Origin of the sequence: Methanosarcina baikalica (genome assembly GCF_031461075.1) — an archaeon.
GTDB lineage: Archaea > Halobacteriota > Methanosarcinia > Methanosarcinales > Methanosarcinaceae > Methanosarcina > Methanosarcina baikalica.
Map to the genome: position 1 here is coordinate 66523 of NZ_JAVKPK010000002.1, position 20310 is coordinate 86832.

At 43.0% G+C, this 20310-nt stretch carries 22 protein-coding genes; 14 read left to right on the forward strand and 8 right to left on the reverse strand.

The window, feature by feature from the left end:
- Positions 1 to 12: 12 nt before the first annotated feature.
- On the reverse strand, positions 13 to 1788 hold the full coding sequence (locus tag RG963_RS00920) for a nickel-dependent hydrogenase large subunit (RefSeq protein ID WP_310574392.1): 1776 nt from the start codon (positions 1786 to 1788) through the stop codon (positions 13 to 15).
- A gap of 7 nt (positions 1789 to 1795) precedes the next feature.
- A complete protein-coding gene (locus tag RG963_RS00925; protein WP_310574393.1) occupies positions 1796 to 2941 on the reverse strand; it encodes a hydrogenase small subunit in 1146 nt (381 codons plus the stop codon).
- Positions 2942 to 4186: 1245 nt separating this feature from the next.
- Between RG963_RS00925 and RG963_RS00930 the strand changes: the two genes are divergently transcribed.
- From RG963_RS00930 to RG963_RS00955, 6 genes are all read left to right on the forward strand, one after another.
- A complete protein-coding gene (locus RG963_RS00930) occupies positions 4187 to 4447 on the forward strand; it encodes a HypC/HybG/HupF family hydrogenase formation chaperone (RefSeq protein ID WP_310574394.1) in 261 nt (86 codons plus the stop codon).
- 18 nt (positions 4448 to 4465) lie between these two features.
- Entirely contained in the window at positions 4466 to 5587 is a 1122-nt protein-coding gene (gene hypD / locus RG963_RS00935; RefSeq protein WP_310574395.1) for a hydrogenase formation protein HypD, read from the forward strand.
- Positions 5580 to 5981 (forward strand): hydrogenase maturation nickel metallochaperone HypA, encoded by a 402-nt coding sequence (hypA, locus tag RG963_RS00940; protein ID WP_310574396.1) that lies wholly within the window; start codon positions 5580 to 5582, stop codon positions 5979 to 5981. Before hypD ends, hypA begins: the two co-directional genes overlap by 8 nt.
- Positions 5982 to 6032: 51 nt before the next feature.
- Positions 6033 to 6695, forward strand: coding sequence for a hydrogenase nickel incorporation protein HypB (gene hypB / locus RG963_RS00945; RefSeq protein WP_310574456.1), 663 nt, complete (start codon positions 6033 to 6035; stop codon positions 6693 to 6695).
- 62 nt (positions 6696 to 6757) lie between these two features.
- Positions 6758 to 7804 (forward strand): hydrogenase expression/formation protein HypE, encoded by a 1047-nt coding sequence (gene hypE / locus RG963_RS00950; protein ID WP_310574397.1) that lies wholly within the window; start codon positions 6758 to 6760, stop codon positions 7802 to 7804.
- Between the two features lie 153 nt (positions 7805 to 7957).
- Positions 7958 to 8179 carry a hypothetical protein gene (locus RG963_RS00955; RefSeq protein WP_310574398.1) on the forward strand — a complete coding sequence of 74 codons (222 nt, stop codon included), beginning with the start codon at positions 7958 to 7960 and terminating at the stop codon, positions 8177 to 8179.
- 99 nt (positions 8180 to 8278) lie between these two features.
- Here the strand turns inward: RG963_RS00955 and RG963_RS00960 are convergent, their stop codons facing one another.
- Entirely contained in the window at positions 8279 to 8422 is a 144-nt protein-coding gene (locus RG963_RS00960; protein WP_310574399.1) for a hypothetical protein, read from the reverse strand.
- A 15-nt stretch (positions 8423 to 8437) separates the two neighbouring features.
- Complete coding sequence (locus RG963_RS00965; protein ID WP_310574400.1) at positions 8438 to 8668, reverse strand: hypothetical protein; 231 nt, start codon at positions 8666 to 8668, stop codon at positions 8438 to 8440.
- A gap of 136 nt (positions 8669 to 8804) precedes the next feature.
- Between RG963_RS00965 and RG963_RS00970 the strand changes: the two genes are divergently transcribed.
- The 6 genes from RG963_RS00970 to RG963_RS00995 all read left to right on the forward strand — a co-directional run bounded on the left by RG963_RS00970 (position 8805) and on the right by RG963_RS00995 (position 13782).
- Complete coding sequence (locus RG963_RS00970) at positions 8805 to 9482, forward strand: class I SAM-dependent methyltransferase (protein ID WP_310574401.1); 678 nt, start codon at positions 8805 to 8807, stop codon at positions 9480 to 9482.
- A 439-nt stretch (positions 9483 to 9921) separates the two neighbouring features.
- Entirely contained in the window at positions 9922 to 10629 is a 708-nt protein-coding gene (locus RG963_RS00975) for an energy-coupling factor ABC transporter permease (RefSeq protein WP_310574402.1), read from the forward strand.
- On the forward strand, positions 10626 to 10967 hold the full coding sequence (locus tag RG963_RS00980; RefSeq protein WP_310574403.1) for an energy-coupling factor ABC transporter substrate-binding protein: 342 nt from the start codon (positions 10626 to 10628) through the stop codon (positions 10965 to 10967). Before RG963_RS00975 ends, RG963_RS00980 begins: the two co-directional genes overlap by 4 nt.
- 115 nt (positions 10968 to 11082) lie before the next feature.
- A complete protein-coding gene (gene cbiQ / locus RG963_RS00985) occupies positions 11083 to 11865 on the forward strand; it encodes a cobalt ECF transporter T component CbiQ (RefSeq protein ID WP_310574404.1) in 783 nt (260 codons plus the stop codon).
- Positions 11866 to 11876: 11 nt separating this feature from the next.
- The gene (locus RG963_RS00990; protein WP_310574405.1) at positions 11877 to 13238 is read left to right on the forward strand and encodes an energy-coupling factor ABC transporter ATP-binding protein; all 1362 of its coding nucleotides are present in this window, start codon (positions 11877 to 11879) and stop codon (positions 13236 to 13238) included.
- A gap of 253 nt (positions 13239 to 13491) precedes the next feature.
- Positions 13492 to 13782 (forward strand): DUF378 domain-containing protein, encoded by a 291-nt coding sequence (locus RG963_RS00995; protein ID WP_310574406.1) that lies wholly within the window; start codon positions 13492 to 13494, stop codon positions 13780 to 13782.
- A gap of 255 nt (positions 13783 to 14037) precedes the next feature.
- Here RG963_RS00995 and RG963_RS01000 read toward each other — a convergent pair whose 3' ends face one another.
- The 3 genes from RG963_RS01000 to RG963_RS01010 form a co-directional block, all read right to left on the reverse strand.
- Positions 14038 to 14880, reverse strand: coding sequence for a deoxyribonuclease IV (locus tag RG963_RS01000; RefSeq protein ID WP_310574407.1), 843 nt, complete (start codon positions 14878 to 14880; stop codon positions 14038 to 14040).
- Positions 14881 to 14902: 22 nt separating this feature from the next.
- Positions 14903 to 15235: a hypothetical protein gene (locus RG963_RS01005; protein ID WP_310574408.1), complete on the reverse strand. Its 333-nt coding sequence runs from the start codon at positions 15233 to 15235 to the stop codon at positions 14903 to 14905.
- Positions 15236 to 15305: 70 nt separating this feature from the next.
- Complete coding sequence (locus RG963_RS01010; protein ID WP_310574409.1) at positions 15306 to 15776, reverse strand: phosphopantetheine adenylyltransferase; 471 nt, start codon at positions 15774 to 15776, stop codon at positions 15306 to 15308.
- 289 nt (positions 15777 to 16065) lie between these two features.
- Between RG963_RS01010 and radA the strand changes: the two genes are divergently transcribed.
- Positions 16066 to 17043 (forward strand): DNA repair and recombination protein RadA, encoded by a 978-nt coding sequence (gene radA, locus RG963_RS01015; RefSeq protein WP_310574410.1) that lies wholly within the window; start codon positions 16066 to 16068, stop codon positions 17041 to 17043.
- Between the two features lie 168 nt (positions 17044 to 17211).
- On the opposite strand, the gene RG963_RS01020 is transcribed toward radA, so the two are convergent.
- The gene (locus RG963_RS01020; protein WP_310574411.1) at positions 17212 to 17349 is read right to left on the reverse strand and encodes a hypothetical protein; all 138 of its coding nucleotides are present in this window, start codon (positions 17347 to 17349) and stop codon (positions 17212 to 17214) included.
- 336 nt (positions 17350 to 17685) lie between these two features.
- Between RG963_RS01020 and RG963_RS01025 the strand changes: the two genes are divergently transcribed.
- On the forward strand, positions 17686 to 20235 hold the full coding sequence (locus tag RG963_RS01025) for a cation-translocating P-type ATPase (RefSeq protein ID WP_310574412.1): 2550 nt from the start codon (positions 17686 to 17688) through the stop codon (positions 20233 to 20235).
- Positions 20236 to 20310: the final 75 nt, after the last annotated feature.

Below are 20310 nucleotides of genomic sequence, written 5' to 3' on the forward strand. Positions count from 1 at the left end.
GGGTCATCTCCTTTATACTATTCTTAGGGTAGCTGGAGCGTTTTTCCCGGTTATGTCAATGGTGTGGACTGCACATGAAATGCAAGGATCATAGGACCTACCCATATGGAAGATGCCAACTGGATTGGTATAATCGACACCTCCGACTGGGTTGATTTTTGAACCAATGAGAGACTGTTCGAGCGGACCAGGGATGCCTTTGCTGTCTCTTGGGGACATTAACCAGCTACCGGGAACTATGGCCTGATAGTTGGCAACCTTTCCATCGCTGCCAGCAGAGATCCAGTGACCAAGAGCTCCACGAGGTGCTTCCCATAGGCCCAATCCCTGATTATTTTTAGCTGCATTAAAGTCTAGAGGCACGGAAATCTTGCCGCCCGGCTGATAGTCAACTGTTACCCAGTTAAGAAGTTCATATGCGAGAATTGCCATTTCCTGCATACGAGCCAACATTCTGGTGTAGACATTAGCTGCAGAGTAGCCTTTCTCATTGAAAGCCAGAGCAAGTCCGGTTACGAGCGGCTCTTTTATATTTAACATGCGTGCAAGAGGCCCGACTTCACCTGGAATTCCGTCGTATCTCGGAGCCTTGTCCCAGCTGTACTGGCTATCCGAACCTCCTGTGAAGACGATTTTATTCGGATCCGTAAACGGAACGGTTTCACCTTTTGCTGGTGCGAAGTCGTTGGCACTGTTCTGGTAGAAGGAGTGAGCAGTACTCTCCGTAACCTTGTCCGGATTAAATTCCTGATATTCGAGCTTTCCTGTTACCACACCTGAGGTGAAAATACGGTCTCCTGCTGGGCTCCTCGGGTCGTATCCGTCTTTGTACTTGTAGTATCCACCATATGAAACAAAGCAGATCTTTGAGGGATCCTTGTACCCACCGATTGTATCATGTTTAAGGCTTGCTGGAAGGCCAAGCAGAGTTTCGCCTACAAGTTCTGAACCAAAAGCTGCATAGAATTCCACATCTCCCCAACCTGCGTCTTTGGAGAAGTCATTGGAAGCAAGGGATTTGTCAACAAGACCCTTAAGGTGTTCAGTAACAAAGCTTACTGCTTTTTGAGGAGAGCTTGCCTTATAGGTATTTTCGATCCAGGTATCGAATGGAACTTTCAGAGTATGTTTGGATACGAAGTCCATGACCTGCAGATAGTAAGTGGAAAGTTTGGTTATATCTGCGACATTAGCCGGGTAGGTATATCCACCTGGATAAAGGGATGAAGGACCAGGCATTCTACCGGCAATAAGTGCGATAGCCTCCTGAAGGCGTTTCTTTTCAGGAATTGCTGCAAGATAGGAACTTCCCACAGGTATAGGCACGCCATCCATCTTGTAGCTGATTGGGGCAAACCTTCCAACCATCTCTTTCCAGACTGCGTTTCCGGCGTCTCCCAGTGTTGTAAGGACATTTCTGTAAGCCGGGTTTGCAAGGTCAGGGCCAAAGAGGATATATATATGAGTTGCATGGCTTGCAACCATGTTCAGGCCCTGGAAAATGTTCCTCATCATAAGAGCATCTTTTGGAACGTGATCAGCCACGCCATAAAGATCGTCAAGAGCATTTGTGGCTGCCATTCCATGAGCAATAGGGCAGACACCACAAATTCTCTGGGTAAGAAAAGCTGCGTCTCTTGGATCCTGATTCTGCAAAATGCGTTCAAAACCCCTGAATATAAGGGAAGATGACTGGGCATCGGTAATAACACCGTTAGCATCTACTTCAGTGGATATGCGTTGGTGGCCTTCAATTCTGGTTAAGGGATCAACTGTAACGTTTACCATTTTTCACTCACTCCTTCATTCTCCTTACAGCATGTACGCCAGCAACAACTGCAGCTGCACCGACTGCGACCTTAGCTACTGTGTCAATGTTTGTTCCGGCAATTCCTACATCTTCACGTTCAACATACAGGGGCATTGAGGTGTCTGGGAAGCCCGGCTCGACACAGGCAATACAGGGGCCTCCTGCCTGGGTACACATACTGACTGAACCGTTCCACCTGCGGATTCCACAGTCTGCATGGGCGTAAGGAGCTTTGCATCCAAGTTTCCACAGGCACCCTGGCCCGCCTACCTCAGTATCGAGCTCTCCGCGGTCATAGTATCCGCGGCGGGGACAGTTTTCGTGCACTGTGTGGTCTGGAGGGAAGAAGACCTTCGGCCTGCCGTATTCGTCCAGAACGGCCGGAAGATCATCAGGAACTTTTATCTTTCCCAGGATTACCGCGCCCACGGTAAGAAGTATCCAATCAGGATGAGCAGGACAACCCGGAATGTTGATTACGGGCTTATCGATGCCAAGTTCTTTAAGCATGCCTTTTGTTACATCGGCTTTTGAATATGCTACTCCTCTATAGTCCGTGTCCTTGGCAACATCGCTGGCTGCATTGGTAATTCCTCCCCAGCAGGCACAGGCCCCGACTGCAACGATAGCTACGGCATTCTTTGCAGCCTCTCCAAGGGTTTCCTTGAAAGTCTTGTTTCCAATAACCAGGTAGCGTCCTGAACCATCCGGACCGTTCGGAATTGAGCCTTCAACGACCAGGATATACTTACCTTCTTTGTAAAGTTCTTCGAGGAGAATCTCAGAGTTAAGCTCGGAGGTGTTTACAAGCTTACCATCATTCCAGATTCCCTGCTGTGCACAAAGAGTCTCATGGAAAGCAAGATTGACATTGAGCTTTTGTAGTGCCTGTACAATGTCAGGATTGCCTGCATTTAAGACCGATTCGGAGCAGCCAGTGCATTCGGAGCCGTGCAGCCAGATAATCTTGGTCTCTGCAAATTCAAGCGCACTTACAATTTCAGATTTGTAGGTGCCCAGGATTGTACTTGCTCCAAGTATACCTACAGCTTTCATGAAAGTGCGTCGATCCATTTTTAAGAAGTCCACACTGTCCAGTGTACGGACAAGATTTTTCATTCCAGTACTCATCTCTACCACATCTTAATTTTACCCAAAATAATACATCTGAAAGAAATTATTGAATAAATGTTCACCGAAATTATATAAATGTATACATAAATTTACCACTAATGTTTCCAATGTAGGAATAGTATTTAAGGTTATTTACACAATCCGATAAATATATTAATTGGCTGGATTGAAGGCTATATAATAGAAGGAAAAATATAATGAGCTCTTTAAATTAATAATGTTCTTTAATGTACAATATATAGCAATATTGCACAGACAAGGATAATTAATGAGCTTAGAAAGAGAAAAAAGGATTAAAAGAATCAAGTTAATTTTAAAAGTTGATAGCTCCGGTAAAGTAAGAATTCATATTTATAAATTATATTTAGAAATTTTTTGTATTATGAGAAAACGCATAAAAATAAGATAAAATGCAGAAAGATTTTGGATAGCAAAGAAACAATCATTTGTTTGGAAGGGATAATTCAGTCGATTTGATTCTTATTAATTGGACTTTATTTTCATCATAACAAGTCGCTGCATATCTATTAGCCCCTGGTTGCAACCTCTAGCAACCCATATATTCTGCCTTGCTAAAAAGCTGAGATATTTTAGCCCGGTATTTTCTCTGTTAACTCCTCCCCACAATGCTTTTGGAGAGAGCTTAAGAAAAAACTCAAAACAAAAAGAAGTGCTATAAAAGCTTATTTTTTTGCTTGAAGGTATTGAATAAATAATACTTACATACAAATTGTTTCATACATTTTAGAATTTAGATAACTCAGATTCAGACAGAGCAATTTTAGGTTTCTAAAATAGCTCTAAAGTAAATTCTAAATTAAGCCAAAAAAACATCTTTAAATTATACAAGTGAAATAAGAAAACAAAAAGAATATAAAATAGAACTATAGAGTTGTGAAAAACAATTTTTGTGAATATATTTATTTCAAAACGTAGAACCCGGTTCTTGCTCACGATACTTCCATTTTTCTGTTTGCGGCAAGTGGAGAAAGAAAAAACGAGTCTTTAAAAGCAGCAGTTGGAAAATGAAAACAGGCAAGGGATGAAGGCTGTTTAACCGGTTAAGGTAGTAAAACTGGAGATTTCTTTTGTTCAGTTGAGACCTGTAGATATATATATACCGTACAAATATATATCTTTTGTAAAATAATTTTTGTAAAAAGCTTAATAGGGGAATTGGTCTCACGAAAAGTTAATCCTCATAAATTAATAAGATTTCGAAAGAAAACAATTAGAGGTAATATGTGTATAGCTATTCCCGGAAAAATAAAATCCATCGTAAATGAGAACACTGCAACGATCGACATGGGCGGAATCTGCAGAGATGTGAATATGGACCTTATGGGAGGCGCCAATGAATCCATGATAGGAAAACACTTCCTTGTCCATGTTGGATACGCAATAGCTGAAATATCGGAAGAAGAAAGTGAAGAAACGATGCGTCTTCTCAAGCAGATCGCCGGACTTGACGATTCAGACACCTTTGAAACTGAATCCACCTGAAAACGGACGCTGATAAAAATGGAAAACGGTAATTCTCCTTCAAAGCCAGCAGTTCCTGAACTTGAAAAAAAGCTCCTGGAAAGAATAAGAGGTTCGAAGATACCGCTTCGTATAATGCATGTCTGTGGAACGCACGAGCGGACCATAGCAAAATATGGGTTAAGAAGCGTATTTCCGGAAAATATCGAAGTAATAAGCGGTCCCGGATGCCCGGTTTGTGTTACCCCTGAAGAAGATGTTAATATTGCAATCGCCCTTGCAAAAAGTGGAGCTGCGGTCGTCACTTTCGGAGACATGATGCGGGTTCCGGGCTCGGCAGAAAGTTTACTGGAAGTAAAGTCTGAAGGGGCAAACGTAAGGATGGTTTATAGCATTGACGATGCAATTGCCTTTGCGGAAAAGAAGCCAGAACTCGAAGTAGTCTTTTTTGGAATAGGCTTTGAGACCACGGTTCCTGCAAATGCGGCTGCTCTTTTAAGAAATACACCCGAAAATTTCAGCCTCCTGGCCTCCCAGAAGCAAACTCCTCCTGCAATCGAGCTCCTTGCCAGGGATGCAGACGTTGATGCCTTTATAGCTCCCGGGCATGTGGCAACCATAATAGGCACAAGACCTTTTGAACCTCTTGCAGAAAAAGGCTTTCCTGTTGTCGTAAGCGGGTTTGAAGCAAGGGATATTCTCCTTGGAATAAACCTGTTACAGACACAGGCAGAAGAAGGAATCTCAAGAGTAGACAATGGCTACCCGAGAGCTGTAAAACCTGAGGGAAATCAGATTGCTATAAAAATAATGGAGAAAGTGTTCGAAACTTCGGATTCTGAGTGGAGAGGTATCGGAAAAATAGAGAATTCGGGGCTTGTGCTCAGGAAAGAGTTTGAGGAAAAAGATGCAGCAAAGAAGCACGAAGATCTATATGCCTCTGCTCTTGAGGATATCCGAAAGAAAGCCGGGAGAAAAGACAAAAATCGCTGCATCTGTGCAGCTATCCTTACAGGAAAAGCGAAGCCTCCCCAATGCCCGAATTTCGGGAAGGACTGTACCCCGAAAAATCCCGCAGGCCCCTGTATGGTAAGCCAGGAAGGCATGTGTTACAACTGGTTCAGGTACTCAAGAGAAGAAGGAGGCAACAGACGTGCATGAATTATCCCTTGCGTGTGAAATTTTCGAACAGGTAATAGCCACTGCCACGGCCCACGGAGCCTCGGAAGTTAAGCATGTAACCCTTCAGATGGGAAGGTTGACTCATACGAATCCGGAACAACTTAGCTTCTGTTTCAAGGCTATTGCAGATGACAGTATTGCCAAAGATGCGGATTTTGTTGTAGAAATGATGCCCCCTTCCCTTGAATGCGAGTGCGGATACACGGGAACAGTGGACGAAAAACAGATACGAGAAAGTAGTGAACTCAAAAGTGAACTCCTTGCTTATGTAGCTGCTATGAAATGCCCTATCTGCGGAGAGCAGGCCCGTATCACGGGCGGCAGAGAACTGATCATTAAAAGCATAGAGATTGAAACCGAAAACGAAAATTGAATCGCAGCTAGTAAAAATAAGAAGTAATTCCCCCGAGTGATGTTTATGTTAATGCATGTAATCAACATGGGACACGATGTCTACAAAGCAAACGACAAACTTGCCGAAAAAAACAGAAAGAAACTTGACAAACATCAGGTCTTCTCAGTAAATGTTATGGGAGCAATAGGGTCAGGGAAGACCACTCTGATAGAGGAGGCAATCCAGCACCTCAAAGAAAAATATAAAATAGCTGTGATCGCAGGGGATGTGATCGCAGAAATGGATGCTTCCCGTTTCAGAAAACTCGGAGTGCCCACAATTCCTCTAAATACGGGAAAAGAGTGCCATCTGGACGCAAAGCTGGTGGAAAAAGCTCTGGATGAAATCGATCTTGAAAATACCGATCTCCTGATAATTGAAAACGTAGGCAACCTGATCTGCCCTGTGGACTTCAAACTTGGGGAACACCTGAGGGTTGTAATCGTGAGCGTTACTGAAGGAGACGACATCATCCTCAAACACCCCATGATTTTCAAAACTGCAGAACTTGCAATCATAAACAAAGTTGACATTGCACATGCAGTTGATGTTAATGCCGAGAAAATGAGAGACGACATCCTTTCCTTAAATCCTGACGTGCCAGTTATCCTGACTTCAAAGCATGACTGGGAAAGTCTTGAGACCTGGATTAGTTTCATCGAGCTTGGACTTTTAAAAGCACAGAGTAATTAAGGTCAATTTGAAAGAATAAGGTCAATTTAATAGAGTTTAAAAGCGGACAAAAGGAGCCTTAGATGAAATCCGAGACCATTTCTCTTGAGCACGGTGCAGGCGGCGAGGTCATGCAGGCACTTATAGGCGAGATAATCCTTAAAAACTTCCGCAATAAAAGCGCAGGTTCGATAGGGCTTGAAAGCCTTGACGACGGGTCCACTGTAAGGCTTGAGAATTTTAATTCTGCATCCGAACTCGTGCTGACTACCGACAGCCATGTGATAACGCCTGCCTTTTTCCCGGACACCAATATAGGAAGGCTTGCAGTTGCAGGCACCATCAATGACCTTACGGTTATGGGGGCAAGACCGCTTGCCCTTACCTGTGCGATCATAGTCCCTGAAGGCTTTTCACTTAAGGAGTTTGAAGAAATAATCAAAACAATGGATGAGACGGCAGCAGAAGTTGGCGTACCCATAATCACAGGCGATACAAAAACCATGGAAAAGACGGCTCTGGATTCGATCATCTTGAACACTGCAGGCCTGGGTATTACAGATAACCCTATCAGGGATTCAGGACTTAAATCCGGAGACAAAATCCTTGTCACAGGCACCATTGGCGATCACGGAATCTCTCTTATGGCCCACAGGGAAGGTTTTGACTTTGATACCGAGCTGGTCTCGGACTCAGCCCCACTCTGGAAACTCATTGAGCCTCTCCTGAAGCTCAGAACCCCGCAGGGAGAGCCTGTAATTACGGCAATGAAAGACCCGACACGCGGAGGGCTTGCAAACTCCCTGAACGAGATGGCGGCAAAATCCAGAGCAGGCATCCTTATTGAAGAAGACTGGATTCCGTTCAACCCTGCAGTTTCTGCAGCCTGTGAGATGCTGGGACTTGATCCCCTTGAGGTTGCAAACGAAGGAAAAGCAATTATCGGAGTAAAATCCGGCTTTGAAGAAGAGGTTATTTCGATTCTCAGGCAGCACCCTTACGGCAGGAATGCTACAGTTATAGGAGAAGTTACCGCGGACAATAAAGGAGAAGTAATCCTCAGGAACCGCTTCGGAGGCATGCGTTATGTGGATGTGCCCGCCGGAGACCCAATCCCAAGAGTGTGCTGAGAAATCTCCCGACGCCAGTGAAGTTGCCTGAGTTCTACTTCCCGAGTTCCGCTTCGGGAGCATGGGGTCCTTTTCGCTTCGCTCAAGAGGACTATTTTTTAAAGTTTCAGTTTTCCACCGGAGTTCCAGCAGAATTAGTACCATGCTGGTGTGATGATGGATTTAACTCTACACTTATGTGATTGGTGGCATAATTTATGGAAAAACTCTGATTTGGTAAGTATTAAAGAATGCAAAGAATTAAATTGCTTAAAAGAATCCTGGCAGGATTGGCTTTCGTGTGATAACGACTATGCTCGTAGAGATATTGGAATGATGGAAGCTGAGGGTGGAAATTACTTTAATATGGTTTCACTCATAGCTACAAAATTGTGAATCTGAGTTAATATTTTGGTAAAAGAAATAAATTAAAAAGAAAAAGGAAGCGGAAAAGAAAAGAGCATAAAATGAAAGCTCTCTTCTTTCACTAGATTTTTACATATTCTTTTTATAAAACCCTAAATAAATTCCATCAACTGCTGCTACCACGAAAAGAATTCCGAAAATGTCCGAATCAGAGAAGGACATACCTTCACTTTCATTTTCGTTTTCTTTTTCTTCAATAGAATCTTTCTGCATCTCATAGCCTTCAACTTAATCCGGGTCAGCGACCGATTTCGAATCCTGGGGCGCAGGTTCCGAAGAATCAATTCCGTAACCTGCATTACTCTCTACAACAGTCTGATTGCTGCTCTCTGAACTTTGAATCACAGGTGTAGAACTTCCTTTATTCCCACTGCTGCTGTGTTTTTCAGGCTCTTTTTGCTCAAGAGATTCCTGCGTAGCCTCTTCGATTGCTTCGCTAAAACCTGGAACCGAGACCATGCCTGATACATAGCTGTTGAGAAGGGGATTTCCGCAGGCATGATGGCAGCAGGTGAATAAAGTACGTATATGACGAATTATATTCAGTATAAATGAAAAGAAGCACCTGTCCTGGGCGCAAAAACCTGGAGGGAGTATGAGCGAAATTCGAAGAAATTTTGACGAGATTTCTGAAAAGTATGACGAACAGAGAAAAAAGTTTATACCTTGCTTCGATGATTTTTATGGAGTATCAGTATCTGTGGCCTCAGTGAATACAGAAACTCCAAAAATATTGGACGTAGGTGCCGGAACAGGACTTCTATCAGGATTTCTGATGGAGAAATATCCAAAAGCATCGTTTACCCTTATCGATCTCTCGGAGAAGATGCTGGAAATAGCAAAAGATCGATTCAGAAGTAGTCCAAACGTAAAATACATTATCGGAGACTATTCAAAGTATGGTTTCGTGGAAGAATATGATCTGGTAGCGTCAGCACTATCTATCCATCATTTGGAAGACAACGAAAAAAAGGACTTTTATAAAAAAAGTTACTCTCTGCTTAAACAAAGTGGGATTTTTATTAACGCTGATCTGGTATATGGAGAAACTCCTTTTATAGAAAATCTAAATAAGACAACTTGGAAACAGTATATCGAAGGTAGTGGCTTGCCAGAAGAAGAAATATTGGCTGGTTACGAAAGAATTAAGCATGACAAGGAGTCAAAATTAGATCAGCAAATAGATTGGCTTAAAGAAATAGGCTTTTGCGATGTTAGTTGCATATATAAGTTCTATAATTTTGCAGTAATGTTTGGCCGAAAAATTGTATAAATTGAACGAATTAGAAGTCTATCCGAAAAGTCAATAATAGCATGTTGTAGAAATTACAATAGGTGATAATATCGAGTATCGGTTGAGTTGTGCATATTGCCAATTGTAAAAGTTACAATAGGTCACAATACTTTTCGGATAGGCCCTTAGTTGAAGTAGATGTAGTCGAACTGGATGTACCATTACCTGTACTGGATAAAACTATATTGCATGATCAAAGGAAGCAGAGATATTTTTCGGATCTCTGCATAATATTGATTCAAGTTAGCTTGTTTTGCTCTATATTTTTTTACACCTTACACATATAATTACCTTTGGCTATCTTTAATAAGCCCTCAGTCGCCGGCTTCCACTTCACCGTAACCTTTATGTACGGAATAACGCAATTTAACTTGTCTTAAGCTCATTAATATTTACTTGATATCCCGATGGTGATCCAATGCATATAATGGAAGGCTTTTTACCGACGCCCTGGTGGCAGATCTGGTTTGCAGTATCTATCCCAGTGATAATGTACGGAATCCATAAATTGAACGGACTGGTAAAAGAAAAACGTGAGATATTACCTCTCCTGGCTGTTGCAGGTGCGTTTATTTTCGTGCTGTCCTCCCTGAAACTGCCTTCATTAACCGGAAGTTGTTCTCACCCCACAGGAACCGGTATTGTCGCAATCATGTTCGGACCTGCGATTACTGCAGTTCTCTCGACAATTGTGCTTATCTATCAGGCTATTCTCCTCGCCCACGGAGGACTTACGACCCTTGGAGCAAATGTATTTTCAATGGGTATTGTGGGCCCTGTTGCGTCGTATCTTATATATAAAGCAGGAATGAAAGCCAAAATTAATTTCTACCTTGTTATCTTTCTGGCTGCAGCTCTCGGAGACTGGGCTACTTACATGGTGACTTCTACGCAGCTTGCCCTGGCATATCCTGCAGGAGGAGTACTTACCTTTGGAGCTTTCCTCAGTTCATTCGGCAAATTTGCTGCAGTCTTTGCATTTACCCAGGCGCCTCTGGCAATCGTGGAAGGTGCTGTCAGTGCCCTGCTCTTCAAGTATGTTGTTGAAGTAAAAAGTGATATCCTTGTTGAAATGCATGTACTCGAAGATTCGGTTGTTCGCAAGATCAGGGGGCTTTCTGCATGAGCAGGAAGCTGGAAATTATCGTACTTGCTATCCTCCTGATTTTTGCAGCTCAGTTTGTGTACATATCTTCTACAACGAATGCCGAATACCGCGGAGCTGATGACATGCCGGAGGGTGTTATTGGGGAAATTACAAATGGGACTTTCAAGCCCATTGCCCAACCTCTCTGGGAGCCTCCAAGCGGGGAAATTGAAAGCCTGCTCTTTGCTCTGCAGGCAGCCATAGGTGCAGGAGTCATTGGTTACTTCTTTGGCTATTACAGAGCCAAAAAAAACTATGAAAATGGGCTGGGATACAAAGGGAAAAACAAATCCGAAGGCGACAAGAACTCTCTATAATCTCTTCTTATTTTATGTTTGCTTTCCTTCCTGAGAGAGGAAAGCTTTTATCTTTTGCCTTTTATTTTTAACCTTTAATTTTTGATTTTCATTTACTTATCTGCGGGTTTCACATATGACCAATATCCTTGACGATTATGCCCTTATGAGTCCCCTCAGGCACCGAAATAACTGGCTGAAACTGGCAATAGTTCTTTTCGGTTTGCTTGCAGGAGTTTCAGCCACATCCCCTATTCCTCTTTTTTTTATAGCATTCTGCATGAGCCTGACAACAGTTGGACTGGGGAAGACACCTCCCCAACTCTATTTCAAGCTCTTGCTGGCACCCATGGGCTTTGCTGTCGTAAGTGTCCTTATAATTGCCTTCTTCTCAGGTTCGGGGCCTGAGATGCTGGCCTTTAAATTGCTGGGTTATCCACTCTCGGTAAGAACAGATGGATTTGAACTTGCCCTGCTGGTCCTTTCAAGGTCCTTAAGCGGGATGTGTTGCCTTTACTTCCTTGTACTGACAACCCCTATGATAGAACTCTTTGCCGTGCTTAAGGCTTCCAGATTTCCTGAATCCCTTATAGAGCTTTCAATGCTGATCTACAGGTACATTTTTGTTTTCCTGGACATGGCCCTTAGCATAAGGTATGCTCAGACTGTAAGACTCGGGTATTCAAATTTTCGGCGTTCTATTAATTCTCTGGGAATGCTTACAAGTACTCTCTTTATCCGTTCATGGGAACAGGGGGACAAACTCTTCCTGGCTATGAATTCCAGGTGCTATGACGGAAAAATGACTCTTTTCGAGGTTCATAGGCCTGTAAAAGCAACAGAATTGCTTTTGACCTCTGCCTACTTTCTTTTGACTCTTGCACTATTTTATTTTACAAAAAACATATCCATTGTTTGAGGTAACAGATAATGATTATTCTTGAGACCAGGAGCCTTAAATACACCTATCCGGACGGGACTGCAGCTGTCCAGGACCTGAACATAGAAATAAAAAAAGGAAAAAAGGTAGCTTTTGTAGGGCAAAACGGCTCAGGAAAGTCCACACTTTTTCTTCTCCTTAACGGGACCTTGAAGCCAGCCGAAGGGGAAGTCCTTTTCCATGGAGTTCCCATTAAATACGATTCAAAGTCCCTCAGGGAAATCCGAAAATCCATAGGAATTGTTTTTCAGAATTCCGATGACCAGATCTTTGCTCCCACAGTGTACCAGGATGTAGCTTTCGGGCCGGCAAACCTGGGTTATTCAAAAGAAAGGGTTGATGCCTGCGTGCAGCAAGCCCTTGAGCAGGTAGGACTCTCCCGCTTGAAGGACAAGCCTCCCCATCACCTTAGCGGAGGGCAGAAAAAGAGAGTTGCAATTGCCGGGATTATGGCGATGGAACCCGAAGTAATCATCCTGGACGAACCCCTTTCAAACCTTGATCCGGTTGGCGCAGATGAAATAATGGACTTGCTAAACGAATTAAACCACTTCGGAAGCACTATCATCATCTCTACGCATGATGTGGACCTGGCATACCGCTGGTCTGACTATGTATACCTTATGTCAAACAGCAAACTTATAGGGCAGGGAACACCCGTAGAGGTCTTCAGAGAACAGGAGCTTCTTAAAAAAGCAAGCCTTCGCCAGCCCACTACCCTTGAGATTTATCATGAAATCGAAAGAAGAGGGCTTGCATATGGTAAAAACTCCCCAAAAACCATACCTGAACTTGTCAATACTTTAAAACCCCTGGACCTTATGTGGGTTGATGTCCCTCCGAGAGTCAGAGAAGGAGATAACCTGAACATTGGAGTTATGTATGGGGAATATGCGACTCAGTCCCCTTATGAGGCTATTAACGCCACAGTTCTGCATATCCATCCAGATGGCAGGGCTATTGTTGAACTGAAGCGTAAAGGGATTAAAGCCGGCGGAGTGTTGCTTTACGATACTGATAGCTATTCCCTGCCAGAGGTAAATCAGATTCTGAAGGACGGAGAAATTGTCTTTATAGGAGCAATGGGCAAGAAAAGTAAAACCCTTGCCGAGCATGACGGGATCCGGCTTGATGTTACCTCAGGCGTAATAGACAAATCCATCCTGATGGCTCTTTGTGGAAAGCGTTGCCTTATCCTTACAGCAGGTGGTATGGTGGACCATGCCCTGAAGAGGATCAGGGAGTATGTGGAAAAGAGCGGGATAGAATTCACTGTTGGAGTAGTCAACAGGGAAGAAGGCTGCAAGTGGCTTGAAGAGGCCGATGACAGCCCTGAAACGCTAAAAATATAATTATTTCCTCTTTTTCTCTTTTTTTAGATTTCACTATAGCCCTTTTGAGTATATTGCAATCGATGGGATAATCTAAAATTCATTTATTTTTACACCAGATAACCATGTTAAGGAATAGATTCATAATATCTTAGCTCCAACACTGTTTACGGGAGCAAATGATAAGATCATCCTAAAGCCTGGATTTCTCCAGTCAGAAAAAAATGATCTGTCCTTTGTGAATGCTCTATTTCAGTGGGGAGGTTTGACAAAGATGCATAAAATGAATAAGATGCCTATGGGTAGTCTATACATTCCGTCTAAACTGCTAACGATAATAGGGGCTCTTAACTGGGGTCTTGTAGGGCTCCTGAACTTTGATCTGGTAGCGGCTATATTTGGAAAGAAGTCCTTTATCTCGCGGCTAGTCTACACTGTTGTGGGCATGGCTGGAGTCTACCTGATAATAAAACATAGGGCAAAATTAGCTATGAAAAAGCATGAGGATACAGAGGGCGAAAAACGTTATAGTGGCAAGCAGTACAGTTGGAGTGGGATTCAATAAAATATGGGAATTGCTTTCTCAATCGGATTTGCTTAGGATATATCCTTGGATAATATCTTGAATAATATGTGCTTGAAACACCAGGCACATATTTTATCTCTTTTACCTGGACTTTTCAATACTAAAATTTATAGAACAAATTATCAAAAATGGAATCAGATCAGGTATATACGGCCTTATCATATTTAGAGATTTAGACAGTTCAGTGCTTAATATTGCTGTTTTCATTTTAACCACGTAAGTCCTGGAAAAAGATTACGGAAGATTATACTCGCTGTAAGTCTTCCTGAGCAGAAGCGCGTCTTCTTCCAGGATAGGACTTTCGCATATTACGAGCCCTCCAATTTCGAATTCTTTAATTGCTCTTAAAAGTTCGGGGTAATTAAAATCGGATTCTTTTAAAGTCAGGTGCTTTTTTTCCCCATTTTTATCATATTTTATTCCCGAGATATGCATGTGCATATTTGAAAGCCCTTCTTTTCCGAGGGTTTCCTCTACTTTAGAGAGAATTGCCATAAATTCGGAATAGGAATTTTCCTTTCCTTCCCTTGCATGCATATGGGAAAAGTCCAGGCAGGGCATAATCCCTTCAATTTCAGTACTCAAAGCAAGCACTTCTTCAAGAGTTCCGAACTGCGTACGCTTGCCCATAGTCTCAGGGCGCAGGACTGCACGTATCCCTTCGTTTCTTAATTGTCCAGTAAGCTCTTTCAAAGCTTTTGATACTCTCTTATAGGTGTCCTGTTTGCTGCTTTTCTGGTAAAAAGCCGCATGTAACACGATGGACTCAGCTCCGCAGAGGCTGCCTATTCTGGCGGCCTGATAGATCCTCTCCTGGCTTGCCTTGAGTTTTTCTTCTTCAGGAGAATTCAAATTAATATAATAAGGTGCATGGACACTCAGAGCTATATTTCTCTTTTCTGCAGCTTCGAGGACATTTCCAGCCCCTTTTTCGCCCATGCGCACTCCCTGGACAAACTCAAGTTCCATACAATCGAGGTCAAGTTCCCGGAGTCTCTCGATTCCTGAGATACTGTTGTTTCCTTTTGCGCTTCTTGGAATCCCTGCAGTTCCGAAAAGCAGTTTCTTCGGGGCCATTTTATAAAGATCCTGTATCTTTTCAGAAAATTCCAACGAAATCCTTTAGCTGCTTTGCCCTCTCAGGAGACAGCTTTTCGGCAACTATTGCAACCAGCTCTTCAAGGTCTTCGTCCAGAGATTGAACGTCTTCCTTTCCTTCAAGGGCAAGCCCTACAAGGTAATCCAGTTCCTCAGGGTTCAGCCTCTCCAACCTTTTCCTGAAATCTTCAGACGATTCGGCAAACTTGTGTGAGACCGGGCGCAGGATAAAGGGAAATTGATGTCCTGCTTCTCTGGAATTTAATTTTCCACCGGCTTCAGGAGCAAGCTTGTTAAAAATCTCGATATCCTTCTGCGTAAATTCTCTGGGCATATTATCACTTTATGATTCTGTCCTGATTTATAGCTATTTAAAAACGAAATAAGCCTGGACTGGAACTGTTTTAAGGTTCAATGTTCTTTTTCAATATTCCGTGCCTGTCAATTTCTCCTTTTGCAATCCTGGTTGACGAAATCGGGATTCCATCTTCAGCCATTACATATTCAACGTATACGATTTCCAGAGGCTTTTTTCCTTTTTCTTCTCTTATGTGGTTGATTTTAAGGGCAACCGGATAAGTCTCAGGAGAAACAACAATATAGTCAAAGTCCTCTTCGATAGTGGGGCCGCAGGGGTCATTCAGCCTTGTAACCTCATATCTGTCGTCTGGGAATCCCATCTCTTTTATGTACTTCAGCAGCCGTTTTCTCCTGTTTTCGTAGTTATCGATGCTATGGCTTTTATGCAGCATCTCGTCCGAGGTAAGCCCTATATGGACTTTTCCGTCCTCTGCTATCTTAAATGCTTTTTCAATCAGTTTGGCATGTCCGTCATGAAAATACTGAAAAGTACCGCCGACTGCGACCTTTGGCATGATGGGTGATAATCTACTAAGTAAAAAGAAGTTTTGGTTTTTTCCGGTTTTTTGGAAACTTTCCTTTGTTCTTTTCTTTTTGCATTTTTCCTTTCTATATGAACTCAAGCCCACAAAAAAGACAGTCTTTTCCTTTATTTTTTATATGTTTTGAGCCTCATGAATACGTTTTTTCGAGTTTCTCAAATACTTTCACCCCGCCCTCTCTAATTATATATACCTGCAAAACTATAGTGAAGCAACCGTTATGCACCTTATACAAACATGTGCATTTTAGGAGTAATTTGTAATGAGCGAAATGTCACTGGAAGAATTGCCCGGAGTTGGCCCTGCAACTGCAGAAAAACTCAAAGAAGCCGGATTTAATACCATTGAAGCAGTGGCTGTAGCCTCTCCTGCTGAACTTGCAAATACAGCCGAGATCGGAGAATCAACTGCTGCAAAAATCATCAATGCTGCAAGGCAGGCTGCTGATATCGGAGGCTTTGAGACCGGAGATGTCGTGCTTGAAAGGCGGAAATTAGTAGGCAAGCTGACTACCGGTTGCACTGAATTTGATGAAATGATGGGTGGGGGCATAGAAACCCAGGCTATTACCGAACTTTACGGAGAATTCGGTTCCGGAAAGACACAGCTGGCCCACCAGCTTGCAGTTAATGTCCAGATGGATAGGGAACACGGGGGACTCAATGGGTCGGTTATCGTAATCGACACTGAAAATACCTTCAGACCTGAAAGAATTGCCCAGATGGTAAAAGGACTCTCTGAAAAGTACGGCATGGAACTTGACCCTGAGGAATTTCTCCAGAATATCCATGTTGCCAGAGCATACAATTCCAATCACCAGATACTTCTTGTAGACTCCGCAACAGACCTGGCAAACGAGCTCAGGGAAATGGGCAAACCCGTTCGTCTGCTGATCGTTGACTCTCTTATGGCTCATTTCAGGGCTGAATACGTCGGAAGGGGAACTCTTGCAGACAGGCAGCAGAAACTCAATAAGCACATGCATGGCCTGCTCCGTTTCGGAGACTTATTCAATGCCTGTATAATCGTAACAAACCAGGTAATGTCAAAACCCGATGCCTTCTTTGGTGATCCCACAAGGCCTGTCGGAGGACATATTGTGGGGCACACTGCAACCTTCAGACTCTACTTGCGGAAATCCAAGGGAGAAAAAAGAATCATCCGTCTGGTTGACTCACCCAACCTGCCTGAAGGAGAAGCTATTGTTGCAGTTACTACAGCAGGACTCACGGATCAGTAAAAATAATAAGTGGAAGGTAACTATACTCATTCAGCTCTAAAACCTGAATTTTTTGTTCCTGAATAGGATACTTACCGAGGTAATTCCAATCAAAGTTTCGCTGGCGCACCCTATGCAAGCAGAGAAGTATATTCGCGCCAGCGCTTCCTGTATAATATTCATTTAAAATCAGGTATTTTTCATTTGATGATATGTTTTTTCTTCCTGGGTTGAGCATTTGCTTCTTTTTTCTTCCTTGGGCTTATTTGTTTCTTTTTCTTCTGGGGCTTGCTTCTTTTTCTTCCTGGTTTCCCTGATTTTCGACATAGCTTTCTTTGTGATTTCAGGGTTGAAAATAGTATTCCAGTTGAATAGATTCAACTTATCAGGATTCCTCGCTTAATCCATGATTCGTGGTATCCCCCAACCTCCTTCCTTAGATCTAACATAGACTTTATATGGAAAACAAACAGAGAAGAGGTATCTTCCAGATTTATCAGTGTAATTCACTGATTTAATGAAATTATATCAGAGTTGAGATAACTATACTCTCTGGAATTTATATTTGAGAATTTCTTTACAATGCGTCCCTATTCCCATGCAAAAATTTCTAAATTTTAAAGCACAATGATTAATGGGATATTACAGCAGGTATGAAAAACAATGGAAACAACATTCGATCCAGAAAATATAACTGGACTTTCAGAAGATGAGGCCGCTGGAATACTTAAGAGGGAAGGCTATAACGAACTGCCGTCCCAAAAGAAACAGAGCCTTTTTTCCATCTTACTGAATGTTCTTAAAGAACCCATGTTGCTTCTTCTTTTAGGTGCAGGTCTGATTTATCTGTTCCTGGGGGAAGTAAAAGATGCTCTGATACTATTGGTGTTCGTCTTTGTGGTTGTGGGTATAACATTTAATCAGGAGAGAAAGACCGAAAGAGCATTAGAGGCTTTAAAAAATCTCTCAAGCCCCAGGGCTCTTGTTATAAGAAATGGGGAACAGAAACGAATTCCAGGGCGGGAAGTTGTTAAAGGCGACGTTCTGATTTTAAGAGAAGGAGACCGTGTTCCTGCAGATGGAGTCGTACTTTCCTGTACTAATTTTCTGGTAGACGAATCTTTGCTCACAGGTGAATCGCTGGCAGTTAGGAAATGCGAATCTACCGGCTTACCCCAGTCCTTGCAGCCAGGGCAGCCAGGAGGAGATGATCTGCCGTTTGTATATTCCGGAACACTGGTGATTCAGGGCCACGGAATAGCTAAGGTAAGCGCAGCAGGGATAAAGACCGAGATGGGAAAGATCGGAAAAGCTCTGGGGACGATTACCGAGGAAGACTCGCTGCTAAAGAAAGAGACAGCCTTAATTGTGAAGAATTTTGCGATTTTTGGAGGAATACTCTGTGCCTTTATAGTAGTAGTCTACGGCTTAACCAGAGGAGATTGGCTGCACGGCTTACTGGCAGGCTTGAGTTTGAGCATGGCTCTTCTCCCTGAAGAGTTTTCAGTAGTTTTGCTTATCTTCCTTAGTATGGGCGCATGGCGCATGTCCAAAAGGAATGTTCTGGTACGGCGCATGCCCGCGATCGAGACTCTTGGCTCTTCGACAGTGCTCTGCGTGGATAAAACAGGGACTTTGACACTGAATAAGATGATCTTAAGCTCCATATATTCGGGAAATGAATCCTGTGAGATTGATAAAAATAAGTGCCTGCTTGAGAAGTTCCATGAGCTGCTTGAATTCGGCTATCTTGCAAGCCAGCAGGACCCCTTTGACCCTCTTGAGAAAGAGATCAAAAAAAGCACTGAAAAATTCCTTCCGGACCATGAAGATATACACCGTGAATGGAAACTTGTCCGGGAGTATCCTCTTTCTAAAAACTTACTTGCACTCTCAAACGTATGGGAATCTAATGACTCCCGGAAACATGTTGTCGCTACAAAAGGCGCACCTGAAGCTATTATCGAGTTATGCCATCTCAATGAGGCCGAAAAAGAGGAGTTGCTGTTCCAGATCCAGAAGATGGCAGACAAAGGGTTGAGGCTTTTAGGGGTGGCTAAAGCCAGTTTTCAGGATGACTCTTTGCCTGAAAAACAGCATGATTTCGAATTTGAATTTATAGGACTGCTCGGGTTTGTCGACCCTGTCCGGCCATCGGTTGTCCAATCAGTAAAGGAATGCTATACAGCCGGAATAAGAGTCATTATGATTACTGGGGATTATCCCGGTACAGCCCAGCATATCGCAAGACAGATCGGTTTAAAAGATCCGGATAAGTACATTACCGGCCAGGATCTTTCCAGCATGGAGCAAACTGAGCTTGCAGAGAAAATCAAAACAACAAATATTTTCGCCCGGGTTGTGCCTGAACAGAAACTGATAATTGTAAATGCCTTAAAATTAAACGGGGAAGTTGTTGCGATGACAGGGGACGGGGTTAACGATGCACCTGCCTTGAAATCCGCTCACATCGGGATTGCAATGGGAGAAAGAGGCACGGATGTAGCCCGCGAGGCCTCAGCAATTGTCCTTCTAAACGACGATTTCTTTTCCATAGTTGCAGCTGTCAGGTTGGGCAGGAGGATTTTCGATAACCTCAAGAAAGCAATAGGTTACATATTCTCAGTCCACATGCCTATTGCGGGGCTAGCCCTATTCCCGATATTGTTTAATTTGCCTCTGGTTCTTTTGCCTGCTCATATAGCGTTCCTTGAGCTGATAATAGACCCTGCCTGTTCGACTGTGTTTGAGGCTGAGCCTGAAGAGAAAGACATAATGAATAGGCCGCCTCGAAACTTGCAAGAAAGAATGTTCGGAAGAAAAAGTCTAACCCTTAGTCTACTGCAGGGCACAAGCATGCTTGCAGGAGTGATTATCGTTTTCCTGTACGCATTACAGATGGGAAAGGGAGAAGTCGATGCACGCACACTTACCTTTGCCACACTCGTAATTGCCAACCTTACTTTAATTGTGGCCAACCTGTCCTGGTCCCACAGCCTGCTTAAAACACTAAAGTCGGAAAACAAAGCATTGAGGTATGTGCTCGTAGGAGCTCTGTCAGGCCTTCTTCTGGTTCTGTACGTACCGGCTTTAAGAAATCTGTTCCGCTTCTCACTGCTGCACGGTGATGACTTGCTGATTGTGTTTATTGTGGGAACTCTAAGTATTGCGTGGCTGAGATTACTCAAGACCCAAATAAGAAATAATTTTTGACAAAGACGAGGTTAACGGTAAGCGTATTAAAAAAGCGTATTAAAAGAGCGTATTAAAATATAGATCAGTAACTCA